We start from the raw sequence: 3,645 nt of genomic DNA on the forward strand, positions 1-3,645 counted from the left end.
GGAACACCAGATTCAGAACGATAGCGGTAATACCGCCTGCGGCAATGCCGGAAGAGAGCAGGTTTTTCACCCAGTCCGGAGCGAACTGCAGGATCAGCGGCTGCTGGGAAACGCCGAGGCCGACGGCCAGCGACAGCGCGATAATCAGAATTGCGCGGCGGTTCAGCGGTTCGCGGGATACGATACGCACGCCGGATGCCGCGATAGTACCGAACATCACCAGCGTAGCACCGCCGAGTACCGGCTCAGGAATATGCTGTACAAAACCGCTGACCGCCGGGAACAGGCCCAACGCGATCAGCATCAGCGCAACCACAAAACCAACGTAGCGGCTGGCAACGCCCGTTAACTGAATAACCCCGTTGTTTTGTCCAAAACAGGAGTTCGGGAAGGTGTTGAATACGGCTGAAACAAACGAGTTCAGACCGTTCGCCAGTACGCCGCCTTTCAGGCGTTTCATATACAGCGGACCAGAAACGGGCTGCTCGGAGACATCGGAGGTGGCCGTAATATCACCGATGGTTTCCAGCGAGGTAATCATAAACACCAGCATCAGCGGCAGCAGTAAGCTCCAGTCGATACCCAGGCCATAATACAACGGCGTTGGCACCATCAGCAGGTCCTGACTTACCGGCGCGGTATTTTGCGGCAGCATATCCATAAACCACGCCAACAGGTAACCTGCCGCCATCGCAATCACCAGTGACGCAACGCGCAGGTACGGGTTGCGCTGGCGGTTAAGCAGGATAATCAGCGCCAGCACGACGCCAGCCAGCAGTAAATTCTTTGGTGCGCCAAAGGTGTTGTCGCTCATTGCCGCATAGCCGCCGCCAATCGACGTCAGACCTACCTGAATCAGTGACAGGCCGATAATCATCACCACCACGCCTGAGACCAGCGGGGTAATGATACGACGCGCCAGATGCAGTACGCGTGAGATAACCATCTCAGTGCAGCTTGCCAGCATCAGTGTACCGAACAGCGCCGCCATCATGGTTGGGACATCTGCACCACCGGTTTTTAGCGCTGTACCGCCCATAATCAGTGGCGCAACAAAGTTAAAGCTGGTGCCCTGAATGGATAATAGCCCTGAGCCGACCGGCCCCCAGGCTTTGATCTGAATGATAGAAGCCACGCCGGAAGCGAACAGCGACATACTGATAATGTGTTGAGTATCCTGAGCCGGTAAACCGAGCGCCTGGCAAATTAACAGCGCTGGGGTGATTACCGCGACGAACATGGCCAGCAGGTGCTGACAGGCGGCAAACAGGGTCTGGGCTAGTGGGGGGCGATCTTCAAGACGGTAAATCAGTTCACTGTTGTGAGTCTGCGCAACCGGTTGCGCATTTGTTGACTCTACGGCGTTAACGGACATCAGAGGCAATCCCATGGTGGAAAAGCGGTGATTTTATCTGACCATGGCGGAAATGCAAACGTTTGCTACCAGGTGTTCTTAATATTTAAAACGGATAAACAAACATTTTTATATAACTTTTCATGATTTTCTGCTTAAAATCCACACCGAAAACTCAATAAGAGCTAAAAATCGGTCTGGAATGCATCGTGCGTGATTGTGCTAAACGCACTAATGGAGTTGTAAATGTTTTATCTCGATACGTTATCAACGCTGGTTGCGGCAACCCTTGTGTTGCTGCTGGGACGTAAGCTCGTCCAGTCTGTTTCCTTCCTGAAAAAATACACCATTCCCGAACCTGTAGCTGGCGGATTGCTGGTGGCGATTGCGCTGCTGGTACTGAAAAAAAGCATGGGTTGGGAAGTGAACTTCGATATGACCCTGCGCGATCCGCTGATGCTGGCATTCTTCGCCACTATCGGCCTGAACGCCAATATCGCCAGCCTGCGCGCGGGTGGCTGTGTGGTGGGTATCTTTCTGATTGTGGTTGTTGGCCTGCTGCTGATGCAAAACGCCATTGGTATTGGTATGGCGACCCTGCTGGGTCTGGATCCGCTGATGGGTCTGATCGCCGGTTCGATAACCCTCTCTGGTGGGCATGGAACCGGGGCCGCATGGAGCAAGCTGTTTATTGAGCGCTATGGTTTCGCTAATGCGACGGAAGTGGCGATGGCTTGCGCAACGTTTGGCCTGGTGCTGGGCGGATTGATTGGCGGCCCGGTGGCCCGCTATCTGGTCAAACACTCTACCACGCCAGACGGCATGCCGGACGATCAGGCTGTGCCTACCGCATTTGAAAAGCCGGATGTCGGACGCATAATCACTTCGCTGGTGCTGATTGAAACCATTGCGCTGATCGCTATCTGTCTGACGGTGGGTAAAATCGTTGCACAAATGCTGGTCGGAACGGTGCTGGAACTGCCGACTTTCGTCTGCGTGCTGTTTGTTGGGGTGATCCTCAGTAACGGCCTGGCGTTAATGGGTTTTTATCGGGTGTTCGAGCGCGCGGTTTCGGTGTTGGGTAACGTTAGCCTGTCGCTGTTCCTGGCGATGGCGCTAATGAGTCTGAAGCTGTGGGAGTTGGCTTCTCTGGCCCTGCCGATGCTGGCAATCCTGGTTGTGCAGACCATTTTCATGGCGCTGTACGCGATATTCGTCACCTGGCGCATGATGGGTAAGAACTACGATGCCGCCGTGCTGGCAGCCGGACACTGCGGTTTTGGCCTCGGTGCGACACCCACGGCGATTGCCAACATGCAGGCAATTACAGAACGTTTTGGACCATCCCATATGGCGTTTCTGGTGGTGCCGATGGTGGGGGCGTTCTTTATCGATATCGTCAATGCGCTGGTGATTAAGCTGTATCTGCTGCTGCCGATTTTTGCGCAATAATGTCTGTGCGGCGGAGTCACATCCGCCGACGCTATGAATCTACTATGCGTTGGAGTAGCGCTCGGTTTCCGGCATCCAGCGTTCAATCAGCGCCACAGCCTGTTGCGGGTAACGTTCGTGAATATGACGGGCAATGCGCTGAACTTCCGGGATAATCGCCTGATCGCGCAGCAAATCTGCAACTTTGAATTCTGCCGTTCCGGTCTGGCGCGTACCCAACAGCTCGCCGGGCCCGCGGATCTCTAAATCTTTTTGCGCGATCACGAATCCGTCGTTGCTGTCGCGCAGAACCTGCAGACGTTTTTGCGCGGTTTTTGACAGCGGCGATTTGTAGAGCAGGACGCAGTGGGAGGCCACCGCGCCACGACCTACGCGACCACGTAGCTGGTGCAACTGCGCCAGGCCCAAGCGCTCCGGGTTTTCAATAATCATCAGGCTGGCGTTAGGTACGTCTACGCCCACTTCAATCACCGTGGTGGCAACCAGCAGCTGCAGTTCGCCCTGCTTAAACGCCGCCATTACCGACTGCTTCTCTGCGGGCTTCATACGGCCGTGTACCAGGCCAATATTCAGTTCTGGCAGCACCAGTTTAAGCTCTTCCCACGTGGCTTCAGCGGCCTGAGCTTCTAACAAATCAGACTCCTCAATCAGCGTACAGACCCAGTACGCCTGGCGCCCTTCATGGGTACAAGCGTTGCGCACGCGGTCAATAATATCGCTGCGGCGGGTATCCGGAATCGCCACCGTGGTGACCGGCGTACGCCCCGGAGGGAGTTCGTCAATGACCGACGTGTCGAGATCGGCATAGGCGGTCATCGCCAGCGTGCGCGGGATTGGGG

The 3,645-nt window shown here is 55.4% G+C and carries 3 protein-coding genes; 1 reads left to right on the plus strand and 2 read right to left on the minus strand.

Going from position 1 to position 3,645, the window contains the following annotated elements; genetic code table 11:
* The coding region (locus FDW87_RS12550; RefSeq protein ID WP_137379844.1) for an NCS2 family protein at window positions 1-1,375 on the minus strand (1,375 nt) is incomplete at its 3' end.
* Between the two features lie 225 nt (window positions 1,376-1,600).
* Here FDW87_RS12550 and gltS point away from each other — a divergent pair.
* A complete protein-coding gene (gene gltS, locus FDW87_RS12555) occupies window positions 1,601-2,806 on the plus strand; it encodes a sodium/glutamate symporter (protein ID WP_137379812.1) in 1,206 nt (401 codons plus the stop codon).
* 42 nt (window positions 2,807-2,848) lie between these two features.
* On the opposite strand, the gene FDW87_RS22495 is transcribed toward gltS, so the two are convergent.
* The coding region (locus tag FDW87_RS22495) for a helicase-related protein (RefSeq protein WP_256372292.1) at window positions 2,849-3,645 on the minus strand (797 nt) is incomplete at its 5' end.

This window comes from Citrobacter sp. wls826, from assembly GCF_005281245.1.
Taxonomy (GTDB): Bacteria; Pseudomonadota; Gammaproteobacteria; order Enterobacterales; family Enterobacteriaceae; genus Citrobacter; species Citrobacter braakii.

Excerpts from the sequence above, each read along its gene's own strand:
- gltS (WP_137379812.1), top strand. The coding sequence starts at position 1,601 with ATGTTTTATCTCGATACGTTATCAACGCTGGTTGCGGCAACCCTTGTG.